General features: G+C 68.5%; 8 protein-coding genes. All 8 read right to left on the minus strand.

Features of this window, described 5'->3' with window-relative positions; all coding sequences use genetic code 11:
- Positions 1-62: 62 nt before the first annotated feature.
- A complete protein-coding gene (locus AB0J95_RS38150) occupies positions 63-5,405 on the minus strand; it encodes a LamG-like jellyroll fold domain-containing protein (RefSeq protein ID WP_364769431.1) in 5,343 nt (1,780 codons plus the stop codon).
- The gene (locus tag AB0J95_RS38155) at positions 5,402-5,815 is read right to left on the minus strand and encodes a hypothetical protein (RefSeq protein WP_364769432.1); all 414 of its coding nucleotides are present in this window, start codon (positions 5,813-5,815) and stop codon (positions 5,402-5,404) included. The genes AB0J95_RS38150 and AB0J95_RS38155 overlap by 4 nt, the downstream gene beginning before the upstream one ends.
- A complete protein-coding gene (locus tag AB0J95_RS38160) occupies positions 5,812-12,174 on the minus strand; it encodes a putative adhesin (RefSeq protein ID WP_364769434.1) in 6,363 nt (2,120 codons plus the stop codon). The genes AB0J95_RS38155 and AB0J95_RS38160 overlap by 4 nt, the downstream gene beginning before the upstream one ends.
- Before the next feature lie 354 nt (positions 12,175-12,528).
- Complete coding sequence (locus tag AB0J95_RS38165) at positions 12,529-13,515, minus strand: VlmB-like protein (RefSeq protein ID WP_364769436.1); 987 nt, start codon at positions 13,513-13,515, stop codon at positions 12,529-12,531.
- A 20-nt stretch (positions 13,516-13,535) separates the two neighbouring features.
- The gene (locus AB0J95_RS38170; RefSeq protein ID WP_364769438.1) at positions 13,536-14,090 is read right to left on the minus strand and encodes a flavin reductase family protein; all 555 of its coding nucleotides are present in this window, start codon (positions 14,088-14,090) and stop codon (positions 13,536-13,538) included.
- Positions 14,087-14,584 (minus strand): hypothetical protein, encoded by a 498-nt coding sequence (locus AB0J95_RS38175; protein ID WP_364769440.1) that lies wholly within the window; start codon positions 14,582-14,584, stop codon positions 14,087-14,089. The genes AB0J95_RS38170 and AB0J95_RS38175 overlap by 4 nt, the downstream gene beginning before the upstream one ends.
- A 50-nt stretch (positions 14,585-14,634) precedes the next feature.
- Positions 14,635-15,720 carry an acyl-CoA dehydrogenase family protein gene (locus AB0J95_RS38180; RefSeq protein ID WP_364769442.1) on the minus strand — a complete coding sequence of 362 codons (1,086 nt, stop codon included), beginning with the start codon at positions 15,718-15,720 and terminating at the stop codon, positions 14,635-14,637.
- A gap of 193 nt (positions 15,721-15,913) precedes the next feature.
- Positions 15,914-16,531 (minus strand): DNA-3-methyladenine glycosylase I, encoded by a 618-nt coding sequence (locus tag AB0J95_RS38185; RefSeq protein ID WP_364769444.1) that lies wholly within the window; start codon positions 16,529-16,531, stop codon positions 15,914-15,916.
- Positions 16,532-16,579: the final 48 nt, after the last annotated feature.

Below are 16,579 nucleotides of genomic sequence, written 5' to 3' on the forward strand. Positions count from 1 at the left end.
CGGTCCGGTTGGGGCTCACTCACCCGGTCCGCGCAGCGGTCACGACAGCCGGGTGATCGTCGTCAGAGTTCGAGCGGTGGGAAGTCGGTCACCGCCTTGGCCACCATCTGGGCGATCTTGTCGTAGAAGGCCGAGTTGGGCACGCCCCCGGTCAGCAACGCCGGCGCCACGTTGCTGGGAGCGGCCGGGTCGGCGACGGTTCCGGCCACGTCCAGCACACCGTCGGCGCCCAGGTCGACGTACCCAGACTTCAGGAAGTCGTTGACCTGCTTGCGGACCGCCTCCCGGGCGTCACCGGAACCCAGTCCCAGGGCCGGGATCGTGGAAAGGATCACGTGGATCACGGTGCCGTCGGCCCGCCGGTAGTTCCGCAGCCCCGTGGCGCCGGCCGGATGGGCCAGCGTCCGGATGCCCTGGAGGATCTCGTCCTTGCTCTTCCCACTGAGCACGTCGTCCGCCCCGAGAGCCACGATCGCGGTCCGCAGGTTCGGCTGGCCGGTCACGGTGCGGTCAACCGTCCGCGCGCCCAGCAAGGTGGTGGGCGCACCGGAGCCGAAGCCCGGGGTGGTGACCGCGTCACCCTTGTACATCAGGGCGATGTCCTCGGCGTTGGCCGCGAACCGGAACACCCGGACGTCCGAGATGGACCCGTTGAACTGGTTGCGGACCGCACCGCCGATGACCTTCACCCCGCCGACACCCATCGGCCCGGCGGTGTCGAACGCCGAGGGGTTGCGCACCGAGCCGACCAGCTTTCCGTTGATGTACAAGGACATCTGCTCGGTCGTCGCGTCGTACACGCCGGCCAGGTGAGTCCAGGTGTTCAACGTGGGCGCCGGACCGGCGACCATCGCGTACGCACCGGGAGCGGCCGTGTCCTCCGACGGGCTGACGAAGGCCCAGCCGGTCCCCAGCTTGTACTGCAGGAAGAACGCGCTCTGGTTGGTGCCGCTCTGGCTCACGATGGTGTAGTTGCCCGCGGTGGAGGTGAGCTTCGCCCAGGCGGCGACCGTGTACGACTTGGTCGTGCTCAGCACCGGCCCGGACGTGGCACCGTACGAGGCCGACCCGTCGAACACGGCCGAACCACCGTGGTCGCTGCTCCAGGTCGTCCCCGACAGGGTCACCGGAACTCCACCGGCCACCGAGTTGGCAGCCGTGCTGCCCGACCCGTCGTTGAGCTTCCACAGGCCGGTCGCCGGGACGCCGGAGCGGCTGGCGTTGACCAGACTGCCCGGAACGGACTGGCCCAGGGCACCCAACGCACCCGGCAGCTTGTCCACCCACGTCTGCTTGTCCGCGCCGGTGCCCGCGCTGAACTGGTCGCCGAGGACCACGACCGTCCCCTGTGAACTGTCCGTTGTGGACACATCAACGCCGGCGAGGTAGTACGAGCCGGGCAGCGTGGAGCCGAACACGGCGCCGTCGGTGGCCGCGGTCTGGTTGCCCGACGCCAGGTAGGACGTGGTGAAGGCGTGCACCGGGACGCGGTCGACCACGGACGTGAAGTTCAGGCTCACGACCAGGTTCCCGGTGCCACCGGCTGGGAACGTGGCCGCATCGCTGACCACGTCACCGCCCGCGGGAATGGTGACCGACGCCGAGCCGCCGAAGGTCAGGGGGACCGGCGCGGACGCCAGGCTCGCACCCGCGGACTGGGCGCCGACCGAGGCCGCACCCACGGTCATCGCCGACGAGCCTTGCGGGTTCGACAGCTTCACCCGGACCGACGCGCCCGTCATGGACGGCTTGACCACGGTCCGCACTGTCTGCCCGTTCAGGGCCACCGGCGGAACGACCTGGCCGTCCGACGGCGCCGACCAGGCACCCAGCCAGCCCGTGGCGACCGGCCGGGGCGCCATCGAGAAGATGTTCAGGGCCGGTTTCTGGCAGTCGGCCGTGCCCGGAGTGCCGTAGCTGGGCAGGGTGACCGACTTCAGCGTCTTCGACGGGTCGGTGGGCAGGAAGATGGTGTACAGCCGTGGTTTGACTGTGCGGTCCACGCCGCTGTTCACCAGCGTGCGGTAGGGCAGCACGAAAGCCGCGCTGTCCGTCTGGCCCATTGCCCAGTCCTGCACCTCGGGCACGTACGGGTTCTGCGTTGTGCCGTCGGTGTAGGTGATCGTGGCCGTGGTCGCGGGCAGCCCACCGCAGGTCCCCGTGGCGAGCAGCCCGAACGCGGACGCCTTGACCTGCGCGACCGGGATGGTCTGGCCGTACGCGACGACGTCGTCCTCCCCGGTGGCCTTCGGCTGCGGCATGGTGAAGGCCGCGCCGTTGATCACCTTGGTCGCCCCGGGCACGAGCCCGACAGCGGCCATGGTCTGCGCGGACAGACCGCCCTGGGACAGATCGAGGTGGCCGGGCGCGGTGTCGGGCGCGATTCCGTCGTTGTTCAACGCCGAGGCGAAGTCGGTCACGGTGATGTTGTTGATCGGGATCGCGACCAGGTAGTCGACGCCTGCCTCGAAGCCCGCGGCCGCGTCGTTCTTGCCGACGACCCGGAACGTCAGTTTGTGCGTTCCGGCCGCCAGGTGCTGGCCACCGAGCCGTACATGGGTTGGCGTCAAAGCGGACGCGTACCCGTCCCACGGTTCCTCGTTGCTACGGGCCAGCGCCTTGCCGTCCACCGAGATCTGCAGCCGGCCGGCGTGGTCCTGCTGGGTCATGCCCACGGCCAGCGAGTAGTCGGCCTCGATCGGCACCTGGAAGGACAGGTCGAACGACGTGTTCGCGGCCTTCGGCTGGAACGACAGTTCGGCCGCGTCCGACCAGGCGGGGTTGGCCACGACCCCAAGCGTGGCGTCCTGCCCGGCCGGCTGCGCGGCGGTGACCTGGGACGGCTGCTCGGCCTCGAACCGGCCGGTGGTGGTCAGGGTCAGGTAGTCCAGCCCCTGGTAGTACCGGCCGCCGATGGACGCCGCGTTCGTGCCGGTGATCTGGACGCCCAAGGTGTGCGTGCCGGCCGTCAGGCGGCGGGTGCCCAGCGAGTAGTAGTCGGCGCCGACAAAGGTGTCGTAGTTGTCGAAGGGGCCGACGGTGGCCGTCTCCGTCTGGCGGCCGATGGGTTGGCCGTCGATCGTGTACGTGTTCTGGCCGTAGTCCACGGCATGGGTGATGCCCAAGCCGATCCGGTAGTCGGCGTCGGCGCTGACCGTGAACGGCATGCCGAACGACTGCCCGACCGCGGTCGGCCGGAGGAACTGCTGGCCGCCACCGGACCACACGGGACCGGTCTGCTTCTCAGCGGGCACGTTCTGCCCGGCCGGCTGGGTGATGGTCAGCGACTCCGCCTCGATCCTCGTGGTGGTGCCGCCGGTGTTCGGGGACACGTAGAAGATGTACGGCGCCGACTCGACCGACATCTTGTGGGCGTCGTCGAAGCTCTTGACGTACAGCGTGTGGTAGCCCGGGGTCAGCCCGGCCGGGATCTGGATCGTCGCCCGGTTGGTGCTGGTCGCCGGCACCCACCCACCGGACAGGCCGAACGTCTTGGTGTAGTCGCAGTCGGTCGTCGCGGGCGCGTGCTGGGATCCGGCGCCGTCGAAGCTGTAGCTGAACCCGACCAGCCCAGGACCGCCGTCGAGGTGCTCGACGTTGATCACGCCGGGCGCACCGGCCTGGGCGCCCCAGCTGTTCGGCGGATAGTCCGCACTAGGCAGCACCACCGGCACACCCGGGATGGGTTTGGCTCGTACGGTGAAGTTCAGCCACGGCGAGTACACCCCCGCCCACAGGTTCTTGCTGGAGTCGCCGGGGAAGCTGTTCTCCACGGACGTCCTGAAGGTGTAGTCGCCGTCGGCGAGCGCGGACGGGACCGGCCAGTTCGCCCGGGCGCCGGACGCGAAGATCACCGCGCTGGTCGTCTTGGCGTACCGCGTTTTCTGCGCCGCGTCCCACGCCTCGAACCACATGCCCAGCCCCAGCGGCGGGTTGTTGTTGTCGGTGGCCGTGGACGAAAGGGTGGGGGTGGCGGTCGGGGTGACGACCTTGCCGCCGCAGTTCACCGAGTTGACGATCTGGTTGTCGGTCGGTCCGTTCGGCGGGAAGCTGAACACCACCTCCAGCGTCGGGTTGTTGTCGAACCGCTTCCACTGGAACCGGTTGTCCTCGCCGGCCGCGCGCAGCAGGAACGTGATGCTCCCCCAGTTCTCGTCGACCTCGCGCTGCACGATGCCCTTGACGTCGTAGTCGAGTGTGCCCGGCCCGCCGCAGTTGTCACCCGCGGCGGACGAGATCCGGCCCAGGAAGTCCCAGTCGGTCGCCGGCCACCGGGTGTCCGCGTTGATGTACCCGGCCAGCTTCAGATCGGTGTCCTCCGGCGTGCACGCGTGCGCCGCGTGCACCTGAAGGGCGTAGAAGTGTCCACTGTAGATAACCGGCTTCTTGCCGTTGCGCGGGGCCAGGTCGCTCGCGGGCATCTGGAAGTACGACCGGGCCGTCCACGCGGACGAGCCGCAGCCCGACCAACCGTCGCAGTCGCCGACCTGGGCCTCCTTGGAGTCGTCGTTCCAGTAGTGCCACCCGTTGCTGGTCACCTCCAGCCACGCGTCCTTGGTCCGGGACATGATCGGGTCGATGTACACCGGGTACTGCACATCCGGACCGGTCAACGCCGCCAGGTCCGGGCGGATCCGGATGTCCGTGGCGGTGCCATTGGCGCTCCGCGCGGCCATCCTCGGCTGGGTGCCGAGCTTCATGGCGGTGGTCTTCTTCTGGTCCCACATCAACGGGGTGGCACCGTGGAAGACCGTGGCCCCAGCGCTGTCCTTCGCGTCGAGCGCTCCGTCCGGACCGGCTTGCAGCGTGAGACCGGTGGTCGTGGCGGTGAACCCGAAGTCCGCCAGCGCCGGGTTCTTCGCGGCCTGGGCGTCGTGCACGATCAGGACCTCGGAGAACCCACTGGTGGTCGCGGCCACCTGGAGGTCCACCCCCGGCAGGACCCCCTTGTAGGTGGCGGTGTTCTTGTCCAGGACCGGTTTGGGCAACGCCGTGGGCCAGCTGAGAGCCAGCTTCTTGTCGCCCTCCGCCGCGGTGATCACCGGCGCGGTGCCACCGTTGGCGAAGGCAACGTCCGTTGTGGACATCACCGGGGCGATCGTGCCGTCCGGCCGCACCTTCAGCGTCGTGTCGATGTCGTGCCAGCCATCACCGCGCTTCGCCCTCGTGGGCCGGGGGTTGCTGCGCATGGTGAACGTGCCGTCCGGGTTGGCGAACACCTGCGAGGTCTCCGTCGTTTTCGACTGCACCTCAACGGGCTTGCCGGTCCGCGCGGCCACCGCCAGCTCGTCCTGCGGCGCCGCCGCAGGTGGTGGTGGCGCCTCCGGTCGCGCCGTGGCCGGCGCGGGCAGGAACACGACCGTGGCGGCCACTGCCACCGCCGCGGAGATCAACGCACGCATCATTTCCCCCAGGATCTGCTGTTCGCCATGACGGCGTCGATGAACTGCTGTGGTGGCCGGTAGTTGTGGGCGTCGATGTAGTGGACGATCAACGTCGGCGCCGCGTACACCACCCCGTCCGCGCCGGTGACATGGACCTCCGCGTGGCCCAGCCGCAGTTTCCCATCGCGGGCCGGCTCGAACGGGACCACTACCGGAGACGGCTCGGTGCACAGCTCACACGAGTGCCATCCGCGCATCACGTTGACCTGGTCGCGGACGATCGCCTCCAGCAGCGCGTACCGGACCTCGGCATCGACATCGCCGGTGGTGAACGAGGCACGGCCACCCAGCCAGCCGACGTTCAGCACGGTCGCGGCCGGGTCATGGTCGCCGTACACGTAAGTGCTCAGATCCTGGTAGGTCGTCATCATCGATTCCAAGTGTGGTTCAGCTCGTTGTAGAAGCTCCGGCAGGCAGCCCAGTGGCAGACACCCATGTCGGCGACCAGCAGCTCACTGAGCGGTGTCTCCTCACCCACCGTGTAGGACCCGGACGCGATGTTCAGGCCCTCCGGCGGATGCAGACGATAGTTGGTGATCCGCGAGCCGGGACCGAACTCCTCGTACATCTGGACGGGGCGGCCCAGCTCGATCGCTTTGCCGATGCTGTCACGCAATCCCTCGCCGTGCCCGACGTACATCCTGATGGTCGTTCCAGGCGGCACGATGAACTCGCCCGAGGTGTAGTTGTAGCTGCCGTGACCGCTGAACACGGTCTGCCCGTCGGCACGTGCGCCTTGCGCGATGGACCATGCTTCGCCGTGCCCCGCACCGTTCGCGATGTGCACCGACTCTCCGGCGCCTCGCGCTATCGTCCGGCCGGCCAGGCCCAGCGCACCTTCGGCGAGCGGGCCGGCCACCAGCGGACCGAAGCCCGCAAGGCAGTCACCGACGCCCGGGTCCCGGACGCAGTCGACCATCTTGTCGACGCCCGTGAGGGCCATCAGGATCTCGCGGACCTGCTCGCGCACCGATTTGTCCGGCGGCTTCGGGGCCGGTTGCTTGCGTGCGTCCGCCGCGCGTTCCCAGCTTGTCCGGGGGTCCGGCCTGGCCTCGGTGCGGTCACCGCGGCTGGGTGGGCAGCGGACCATGGTGGTGAACCAGACGTTGATGAAGATCGCCGGGACGAACCACGGGATCTGCGGGCCCATGAAGTTCGGGCGCCAGTTGGTCAGGTACCCGAACTGGATGGAGTAGTGCAGTTCCTTGTACTGGCGAGCGCCCAGCACCCGGAGGTCGCTGATGTACCCCATCGCCGCGTAGAGCCCGCCGATGGTGGTGGCGACGAGGGTCAGCTCGCCGCTCGGGTCGCTGCCGGTGATGGGGTTGTTCTCGGCGTACTCGTAGCCGCACAGCTGGTCCGGCTTCTGCTGGTCCAGCACCGGGTCCACGGACAGGAACCGGCCGGTCGCCGAGTCGTACTTGCGGGCTCCGACATCGGTCAGGCCCGACGCGTCGTCCTTGAGCTTGCCGAGGAAGCCGCGTTGGTCCGTCCATGTGGGTGCGGTACCGATGGCGTTGCCGTAGGGGTCGAGCGCACGGCGGGTGACGGCGAAGGTGACCGAGTCGACCACGGCCGTCGCGGTGTTGTGCAGGTCGGACACGAGGTACTGCGGGTTCGCCCCGCCGACCCGCATCGCCACCAGGGAACCGTTGTGCGTGTAGTACCGCGTCCCTGTCACGACACCGGTCTTGGCGTTCCGGACGAGGTCCTCGCCGGGCAGCGTGAGGGTGGTGGCGTCCGGGGCGCGGCGCAGCAACTGGTTGCCGTCGGCGTCGTAGACGTAGGTCGTGTCGCCCGAAGGTGTGGTGACCTTGTCGAGCTTGTTCTCCTGGTTCCACGTCAGCGTCTGGCCGTTACGCGAAACCGTGTTCCCCGATGCGTCGTAACCGAACGACGCTGTCGTGGTGCCCGTCGTGGCGCTGAGCAGCGTGTGTGGCTGCGCGGCTCCGTCGGCTGGGTAGTTGTACGTGGTCGTCGTGTCGGTGGTGTGGTCGATCTGGGTGGCGCGCAGGCCACTCGGCTTGAACGTCCACGAGGTCCAATAAGGACTGGGACCACCCACAGTGGACTTCGTTGGCGCGGCGGCGCAGTCGTCGGTGGCGGTCCACGCCTCCGACAGCCGGATCAACGAGTCGTACCCGAAGCACTGGGTGCGCACCGGGGCGGCGCCCGAGACACCCTGGGTGTTGACCGACTTGGTGATGTTGCCGGCCTGGTCGTAGGTGTACCGGGTGTCGTCGATCTGTTGTGTGGACGCCGCCTGCACGGAGAAGTTCACGTCGGTGGGGCGGCGCGTCTGCGGGTCGTAGTCGTAGCTCAGCCACGCCTGGTTGTTCGACGGGCCAAGGGTGAACTGCGAGTTCTCGCCGTACGGCGTGTACTTCGACGCGGTGACATAGGCGTTGTAGCCCGTTGTCGTCTGCGGCTTGCCGTACTTGTCATACGTGATCGCGATGGCTTCACTCGGCAGACCACCGTTGGCGGGCGGCTGCACCATCGTCGGCAGGCCGGTGGTGGTGTAACCCATCAGGGTGGTGTACGTGCCCGCGAGGCCGGTCTCGCTCGCCGGTACCTGGATGATCGACTTCGCCGGCCGGCCCTCACCGTTGTACGCCGACACCCCGGTGATCCAGTTGCCGGTCGGGGTGTACCGGGTCGAGTAGAAGATCTTGCCGACGCCGTTCGGCGCGCCGTCCCAGACCCAGGACGCCAGTTTGGTGCCGTCGGCGGCGTACTCGGCGGTCTTGCGGCCGAGTTCGTCGTAGTCGTAGGTGAGTTTGACGCCCCGGCCGTCCGTCACGGACTTCTGCAGGCCGGCCAGGTCGTACTCGGTCAGCGAGGTGCCGGAGTCGGGGTCGGCCTGTTTGGTCTTGTGGCCGAGGAAGTCGAACTCGTACGACCAGACGTTGCCGACCGGGTCGGTGACCTTGTCCTGCTGGCCGTTGGCGTTGAAGTGGTACTTCGTCGTGTCGTGCGTGCCGCCGGAGACCACGTTGCCGTTGATCGCCGGTGGGCTGCTGTACCGCCACAGTTCGGTGGTCCGGCCCAGCACGTCGGTGACCGTGGTCTGGGTGACGTCACCCGTCGGCGGGATCGTGGTCGTCCGGTCGCCGCCGTAGATGGTCTGCGCCTTGGAGGTGGCGGTCAGTCCTTTGTAGTTGGTCGCGACCGTGACCCGGCCGGAGCCGTCGTAGGTCTTGACGGTCCGGTTGTCCACCGCCGCATCGGCGACGGCCACCATCGTCGTGCTGGGTGTACCCGTTGTGAGGTAACGGTTGTTGGACTTGCGAACCCAGCCGTGCGAGTCGTAGACGGTGTCGGTGACCATCCGCGTGCCGTCGTTGGCGTCGGTCTGCAGCTGGCGCACCTGGCCCATCGAGTCGCGCAGCTCGACGGTGGTCAGGTAGTTCGTGCCGGTGCCGTAGTCGACGAGGTTCTTGGTGACCACGGCGAGCGGCGCGTCGGTGCGCAGGACGTACTCGTACGTCCCGGACGGCGGCCCGCTCTTGGGCTGCCCCGGTTTCCACACCTTCGTGGCCCGGCCCAGGGCGTCGTACTCCGCGTCGGTGCGACGGCCGGCGACGTCGACGCTCCCGGTCGTCTTGCCGCGCGCGGGTTCGACCTCGACGGTCTCGGTCTGGTTCTTCGGGTTGGTCTTGACCGTCTTGCTGAGGATGCCGCCGTCGGCAGGCGTCATCGCGATCCGGGTGGTGAAGCCACGAGCGTCGGTCGACGAGGTGGACCGGCCCGCCGAGTCATACGTCGTGCGCCCGGTCGTGGCCCACGTCAGCGTGCCATTGTTGTTGGCTGTCGCGGTTTCGACACGGGTCGCGTCGCCGGGTCCCGTGACAGCACCGAGGTCGTCCTTGTTGTCGTAGTAAGTACGGACGGCGGCGATGACCTTGGCCGCGGTCGGGTCGCCGTCCGGGCAGACCTCGGTGGAGGTCAGGACTTCCTTGGAACGGTCCAGGATCCACGCGGTCGTGTTCTCCGCGAACTTCGTGACGACGCACTTGTCCGGGACGCCGTCGCCGGACTCGGTCTTCGCCGTGGTGCGGCCGTACTTGTCGTACCGCTGGGTCGTGGTCTTGGTCCGTGTGCCGCCACCGGCGATGTCCGTGACGGTCCGGACCCGGGTTTCCTTGACCACGTTGGCGGTCAGGGCCGGCAGGCCGGACCGGTTGCGGGTGGCGGTGGTGGCGATCTTCTGGACGTCGTTGACCGCAGTCGAGATCCGCGCTCCACCGTCGCCGTTGAACATCTGCGTCTCGCGCGTGGAACTGGCGAAGGCGTTGTCGTCCGGGATCGAGTCACCGAGCGAGCTGGACACCGAGACGGACCGCTTTCCGCCGCCCGGCAACGGATCCCCGTCCATGCCCCGGAAGAACATGGTGCGGGTCAAGGTCTTCGTGTCCTGGACGCCGTCGATGCTGTTGTTCGGGTCGCCGGTGCGGGTGTCGACCTGCGGGTAGCCGCGGAACTGGCCATAGGTGCGGTACTTCGGTTTGACGACCTCGTTGTCGTCGGAGTGCCAGCCCGGGTCGCCGACGTAGTCGTACGTGGTGACCTGGGTCGGCGACAGCTTGTTGGCGTCCTCGACCTGGACCCGCTTGACCACGTACTTGTGGAAGAAGTCCAGGATCGGGTCCTTGGCCGTCGGCAGGCCCCAGTAGACCGGGTAGCACAGGGTCTTGTTGTTCGGCAGGTCAGACGGAACCGTGGTGGCCGTGCAGTCCGGCGAGCTGTACGTCACGGTGATGATCAGGCCCGTGTCCGACGTGATGTTCGTCAGCCGCCAGTGCGCGAGCTTCGGCATGTTCTTGTAGCCGACCACGCGGTTGTCGTACAGCTGGCCGGTGAACGTGATCGGCGGCAGCGCCAGGGATGTGCCGTCGGCGTTGAACCCGGTGCGGGTGATCGAGTCCAGCCACAGCTCCGGGTCACCGATCGACGGGAACCGTTGCGCCAGCGCGTAGGTGTCCACCTTCTTCGGGCCGCTGCCGGTGTTGTACTGGGTGGTGATGGTCTGCAGCCGCCGGGTCGTCCAGAACGTCGGCGAGTGGTTGTCACACGTCTTGTCGGCCTTGCACTCCTGGTCCTGCGGGGTGTCCGGCCACGACTTCGCGTTCTCCTTGGTGAACTGCGCCGGGTCGCAGGTGATGGCGCCGGACGGGACGCACCTTTCGGTGGTGTCGAAGACAACCTGGCCGGGTGCCACGGGTCCGTAGATGCTGCCGTTGACCTTCCGCAGGCCGTAGTCGATGCGCTTGAGCGTGCCGCCGCGGATGTACGAGACGGCCTTGGTGTCCTTGTTGGCGCCGTAGTAGTTCGTCTCGGGCGTGTAGTAGTAGGCGGTCGCGTTGCCGTGCGGATCCTCGACGTAGTCCAGGTTCCAGCGCCACGCCTGGGTGCACACCGACTTGGCGAACCCGGCGTCGTTGTGGCACTGGTCGTCCGGGTGCGGACCGTAGACCGGGACCGTCCACGTGGAGTTGGTCTGCTCCTGGTTGGTGTAACCCGGCGGCCGGTTGAGGCCGAAGTAGTACTGGACGCCGTCGATCGTGGTGACGCGCCAGTGTTCGCCGTCCAGCGCGCCGTTGGCCGCGGTCTTCAGCTGCTCGATCCGCGAGCCGTCGTCGCCGGCGGCCTTCCACGTGCCGGTGGCGTCGTCCCGGACCAGTTCGGTGGTGTGGCCGCCGAGGCTCATCGTGAGGATCTGGCCCGCCCAGCACAGGTCGCCGGTCTTCTGGGCGTCGGGCAGCGAGTCGTCGTCCGAGCAGCCGCGGTACGTGCGCTCGATGAAGCCGGGTTCGTAGTCCCAGCCCTGGCCGATCCACGAGGTCTGGCCGTTGGTCGCGGCCGTGCGACCGTCCACAGCGGCCGAGTTGTAGGCGAGGTCGATCTTGGGCGCCACCGCGGTTCCGGTGGCCGCCGGGGGCAGCTCGATCGGGTAGGTCCAGGCGAACGCCCCGGTGCCGTCGGTCACCGACCAGCTGCCGGACGGGCCCAGCGAACTGGCCGCGAAGGTCCCGCTGGAGCCGCCCGCGTCGGCCTCCGCGGCGAGCACCTGCGCGCCCTGCGCGAGGGTGACGTTGGCCGAAACGGTCTTGGCGGCACGGTCGTTTGTGGACTCCAGCGGCGTGCTTTGCCTGCAGGCCGGCTGCTCGGGCGTGCTCAGGGCGCAAGCCGGGAGGCTGACGAGCTTGAGGCGGTCACCGAAGCCGCCACCGGAGGCGTTGCGGAACTGGGTGTAGTCCAGGCCGACCTGATAGCGCCCTGGGGCGCCGTCGACCGACAGCAGAACGCCGGTGATACCGGCTTTCCGGGCGGCGGTCTGGTCGGCGAGCTTGACCCGGACCTTCGCGCCCTGCCGGCCGCTTACCCGGACGGGCAGGCCGCCGGCCCGGGCGTCCGCTGTGGACTCGCCGAGGTCCGCATGTCTGGAGTTCGCCCCAGCGGGAGCGGCGATCGCCAGGTCCGCTTCGCCGGCATCGGGCCAGTCCACCGCCGCAGGCGTGGCCTGCGGCGGCATGTCCGGTGCCTTGGCGTGCACCAAGGGGGCGTCACCGTGGCCGATGGCCTTCGTCGGCGTGACCGAGGGCGCCTTCCCCTTGGCGGCGCCGGCCGGCAGCTCGGACACCACCGTGGTGACCAGAACGGTCGACAGAACAACCGCGATCGCACGGCGAAAACGAGCGCGAGACACCATCAGCGCGTTTCGAGACATGCCCAATTCCCCCACCGTACGAGACCAGGACTGGCCAAACGCGCTCAGGGTAACCGCCTCATCAGCGCAGTTCAGGCCCCGTGTAAGAGCCGTGAAAGAGCGGTGAAAGACCTGGCTTCCGGATTCCCGAAAGAAATCCGTATTCAGGCTTGAATCGGGCAAAATTTCACCGGCGTAGGATTTTGGCGTGGTTTTGGGATATCCGGGTTGTTAGCCACTTCCGGCGCGGGACGCGGGCGAATATCCACCGCCACGGTGCACTGGGCATCCGGTGTCCACTGTGGGCGGCGGGGGGCGAACGCCTTGGTGTGATCACCCTTCCTGCCACGCAAGGGTGATCACACCAAGGGGTTCTCAGGAGCGGGGGGTGGTTGCCAGGATTGCTGTTGCTTCTTCGAGGTCCATGTAGCGCAGGCGGGCTTCGGCCATCTCGTCGGTCCACCGTTCGGCGATGTCGTAACGCTCCATCGGGGTGGTGTCGAGCAGCTTGCGGCCGGGGAACACCTCGTAGCCGTCGAGCAGGTCCTTGTGGTCCTGCATGCCTTCCTGGAACAGGTCTTCGCGACGCAGCACGTACTTGAGGACGGGCACCTGGTCCCACAGCTCGCGGCCGGCGGTCACGATCTCCATGACCCGGGAGCGGTAGTCCGGGTTGCGGATGAGGTGCTCACGCACGATCGAGCTGCCGACCGTCAGGTGCCGGATCTCGTCGATCCCCGCGCCCCGGGCGATCTCGCCCGCCGCCGGGTCGAGCCGGTCCCACTTGCGTTCGCTGAGCTCCGCGGCGGGCGCCAGCACGCCTTCCACCACGATCGTGAAGGCCGCCACCGCACCGACGAAGTCGCCCTCGTCGCGGATGGTGCGCACCACGAACTCCTCGATGGGGGCGAGCACCTCGGCGGTGTACTCCGCGGACAGCTCGGCGATGGTCTCGTGCAACCGGTCCGCGGGCACACCGAGCTCGACGAGGTGGTCGCGGAAGATCTGCGAGTGCCTGGCCTCGTCGAGCACCTGCGTCGCGAAGAACTCCATCTCCGGGATCCCCGGCGCGTCGGCCACGAAGTACGACAGCGTCCGGACCGCCCGCTCCTCGGCGACCGACCGCCAGCCCAGCTCCAGGATCAGCGCCTCGCGCAGCGGCCCCGGCTCGCGCATGAACTCGGGTGTGGGCGCCGATACGGCGTGGCCCTTGGCGGCGCGTCCGTTGAGGGTGCCCTGGGCGACGGCGGTCAGCCAGTACACGAGATCGCAGTCGCGGGTGGTCATGTTCAGGTTCATCGCGCCGTCGAGCAGGTTGGGGGCCAGGTCGAAATCGGCTTCCCGGGGGACTGAATCCGTCATGCCGAACCTTTCTGTCGTTGCTATGACCGGCCCAGTGCGGCGACCTGGCTGGGCGGCGAGGGGGCTTCCCGGGGCAGCACGCGGAGCGTTCCGTCGTGCAGCCGCCCGGCGAAGTGCAGCAGCGGGCCGCCCTGCCCGTCGCGGGCGGTGACGACCTTGCCCAGCAACAGGTTGTGGTCACCGGCCGGGACGGTCGCGGTGAGATGACAGCCGAGCGACGCCAGCGAACCGGAGATCCACGGCGCCCCGCTGAACGCGTCGGGCTCCCATTCCAGGTGGTCGAACTGGGCCAGCCCGTGTGGCCGGCTGGGATCGGCGAACCAGCCCGCGAGGGCCGATTGCCGTGTGGACAACACATTCACCGCGAACCGCCCCGCCGCCGCGATGGGCTGGGTGATGCTCGACGCCTCGCGCAGGCACACGCCGAGCAGCAACGGCTCCCGCGACACGGCGGCGACCGACGAGACCGTGGTGCCGTGCACAAGGTCGCCGTGCCAGACGGTCACGACCGCGACTCCGGTCGCGAGCCGCCGAACCGCCTGGCGCAGCATCACATCGAGATCGGCCGCAGTCATGTGCTGGGTACCGCGGCGGCTTCCGCAGGGCGATCCCCCGACACACCAGGGGTTCCGGCGGACAGCTCGTCGATCAGCCTGCGGTAGCCCGGGGCCGCGTGCGGCTCGAACGGCAGGCTGAACGGCTTGAGGAAGTTGCCGTAGATACCGCGGTCGGCGAAGACGTGCCAGGGAATCAGCAGCAGCGCCCACTCCCAGCCGATGGTGAACCCCCAGATCGCGACGACCGCGCCCTGCGTGATGAAGCTGTGCATGGTGTTGTAGGCGATGTAGTAGTTCTTCGAGATCCGGCCGTCCGGGCTGCGCCGGAACGCGATCGCCCCCGGGATGTACCCGATCAGGTCGATGTAGAGGAACAGCAGGATCGCCGGGATCAGGCGGATCTCGTTCCAGTGCAGAACGATCAGCACGCTGGTGACGACCCAGCCGACCGCGTACTCGGCCCGGTGCAGCTTGAACGTGGTCGGGCTCTCGAACGGATTCTTCATGTCCATGGCGGAATCCTCGGTGTGCGGATGAGACTGTGGAAAAACAATGGGGGTGGTCAGGTCAGCCGCAGCGGCAGGCCGGTGAGGTAGTCGACCAGCGCCTCCGACATCGCGGTGCGCGACGGCGGGTGGTAGGCCAGCGCGCGGACGGCCGCGATGAGGTAGGCGATGTCGGGCGACCGGATGAACGCGATGCCGCCGAGGAGTTCCGCGGCCATGTCCGCCGCCTGCCGGAGCGCCTGCTGCGCCGAGTACCTGGCCACCAGGACCGCCGAGACGGCGGCGTCACCGGCGAGCCCCTCGCCGATCGCGCGGGCGACGTTCTCGACCAGGGCGACCGCCGACTCCAGCTGGATCGCGGCCTGCGCCCGGTCGGTCACACTCCCCCGGCCGTTGCCCAGCGCCTGCTCGACCAGCGCGCTCGTGGCGCCCACGTACACCGAGGTCGCCAGCATCTCGAACCAGGCGAACCCGATCGTCTGCAGGTCGTCGAGCCGGTCGGGGGCGTCGGGCTCGGTGTGGATCACCAGGTCCGAGGGGACGAACACGTCGGTGAGCCGGACCTCGTCGCTCTCCGCCCCGGCCAGGACGTTGCTCAGCCAGAACTTCTCCACGGTGACGCCCTCGGAGCGCGCCGGGATGAGCAGCAGCGCGAGCGTGGGAACCCCGTCCACCGGCACCGCGGCACTGGCCGTGAGCACGTCCATCGACCGGGACAGGCTGCACGGCTTCTTCCCGCCGTTGACCAGGTAGCCGCCCTCGGCAGGACGGGCGGTCGCGGCCGGGATGACGATGTTCGCCCCCGGACTCCCTTCTGCCCACCCGGAGGCCAGCAGGAGATTGCCCGGCGCGATGTCGGCCAGGAGCTCCAGCTGCGCGTCGGTCAGCCGCCCGGCCCGGCGGGCGAGCGCGAAAAGGGTCGCCACCGTGTAGTGGTGCATGGTGGTGGCGGCCCCCAATGACGGCGAGTACGACGCCATCGCCCGTACGATGCGCGCCGCTTCGAGCGCGCCCACCCCCATTCCGCCGTATTCGGCCGGGACCATCAACCCCGGTCCGCCGAACTTGCGGAATATGTCGAGAACCGGCCCGCCCGGCGCCTCACGTTCGGCCAGTGAGATGTCCGCGAGCGCGGCACACATACCTGGGTGGTAGCGCTCGCAGACATTACGCGCCTCATCAAGGGAGCGCATAAAAGTTTCCCATCTGTTTGGAGGTGATCGTCGAGAGCTTCCTGTTCGACAGATCAGGCGAAGGCACTCGCCCTATTCTCCCCCTATAATCGCAGCCGCCGCTGACACGGACCTGACGAGAACCGGTACAGATCACCGGTGCTCAGCGGGGCCGGATGAACGCGCGCCGTTCGTCATCGCAGACCACCCAGAAGCGGCATCCGTCGAGGTGGTCGTTCACCACGCCGAGCGACTGCATGGCGGAATACACATTCGTCGGCTCGACGAAGACGAACCCGCGCCGGCGCAGTTCTCGCGAGAATGCTTCCGATTCGGGAGTCGAGTCCGGCAACGCGGCCACCGTCAGGGCCGGCTCGCAGGCCGGCGCCTCGAAGCTCCACAGCAGCCCCGCCAGCGACATGCCCTGCTCCCACAGGCGCACCGCCGCCCGGGCATTGCCGATGGTGGCCAGGATCTTGCCGCGGTTGCGCACGATCGCCGAATCCCCGAGCAGCCGCTCGACGTCGGTGTCGGTGAACCGCGCCACCTCGGAGGGGTCGAACCCGGCGAAGGCCCGGCGCAGACCGTCCCGCTTGCGCAGGATCGTCAGCCAGGACAGGCCACTCTGGAACCCCTCCAGGCACAGTTTCTCGAAGACCCGTTCGTCGGTGCCGACCGGTCGCCCCCACTCCCGGTCGTGGTAGGTCTGGAACTCGGGCGCCGCGAGACCCCAAGGACATCTGCGGACTCCGTCCGCGCCGATCTGGATCGCGTCGTCCATCAACGCGGCCCCGTGAGCGCGCGGCGGTTCGGCCCGGACCGGGAACCG

Source organism: Actinocrispum sp. NPDC049592 (assembly GCF_040675465.1).
Lineage (GTDB): Bacteria > Actinomycetota > Actinomycetes > Mycobacteriales > Pseudonocardiaceae > Kibdelosporangium.